Below are 517 nucleotides of genomic sequence, written 5' to 3'. Positions count from 1 at the left end.
TGTAGCGCCCCTTGGCTTCGATGATCTGCGTGTCCGGCCCGGTGCAGTAAGAGGCATCCGGCCCGACATAGGCAATCCGGCCAGCCACGATGGCAATGTCATGGTCCGCCAGCTGCTCGCGGGTATGCACATTGACCCAGATCCCTTGCCGGATCACCACGTCCGCAGGGGCGCGGCCGGCAGCAACATCAATCAGTTTCGGGGCGGAATCGGGCCAGCTTGGGAATATCTGCTCTGACATATTCCAATTGTTAGGATTGTGCGGCGGAGTGCAAGGGCTTTGGCGCCATGTTGCTGAAACTTCACAACCTATGGCGGCGAGCGGCAAAACCCTGCCGCTTTTCATCTTGCGGGGCGCCGCCTTTCGCCGGAAGCTGACGGCATGGATTATGAAACGGTAGACGGCGACAGCTTTGGCCGCTCCCTGCGCGGGATCGGGCTGAACATTCTGGTGCGCGATGTTCCGGCTGAAATCGCCTTTTTAGAGACTGTTTTTGGCGTGAAGAGCCATCAGGTC

At 59.4% G+C, this 517-nt stretch carries 2 pseudogenes; one reads left to right on the top strand and one right to left on the bottom strand.

Annotation, left to right across the window (positions count from 1 at the left end):
• Nucleotides 1–241 (bottom strand): annotated as a pseudogene (locus tag RA19_RS24745) (adenine deaminase); the annotation flags it as partial.
• Between the two features lie 141 nt (nucleotides 242–382).
• On the opposite strand from RA19_RS24745, the pseudogene RA19_RS27570 reads away from it, so the two are divergent.
• Nucleotides 383–517: pseudogene (locus tag RA19_RS27570) on the top strand (glyoxalase); the annotation flags it as partial.

It is taken from the genome of Leisingera sp. ANG-M1, assembly GCF_000813745.1.
In the GTDB taxonomy this organism is placed as follows: domain Bacteria; phylum Pseudomonadota; class Alphaproteobacteria; order Rhodobacterales; family Rhodobacteraceae; genus Leisingera.
Note: the sequence above shows the minus strand (reverse complement) of the source record. Positions and strands in the feature narration are given on the sequence as shown.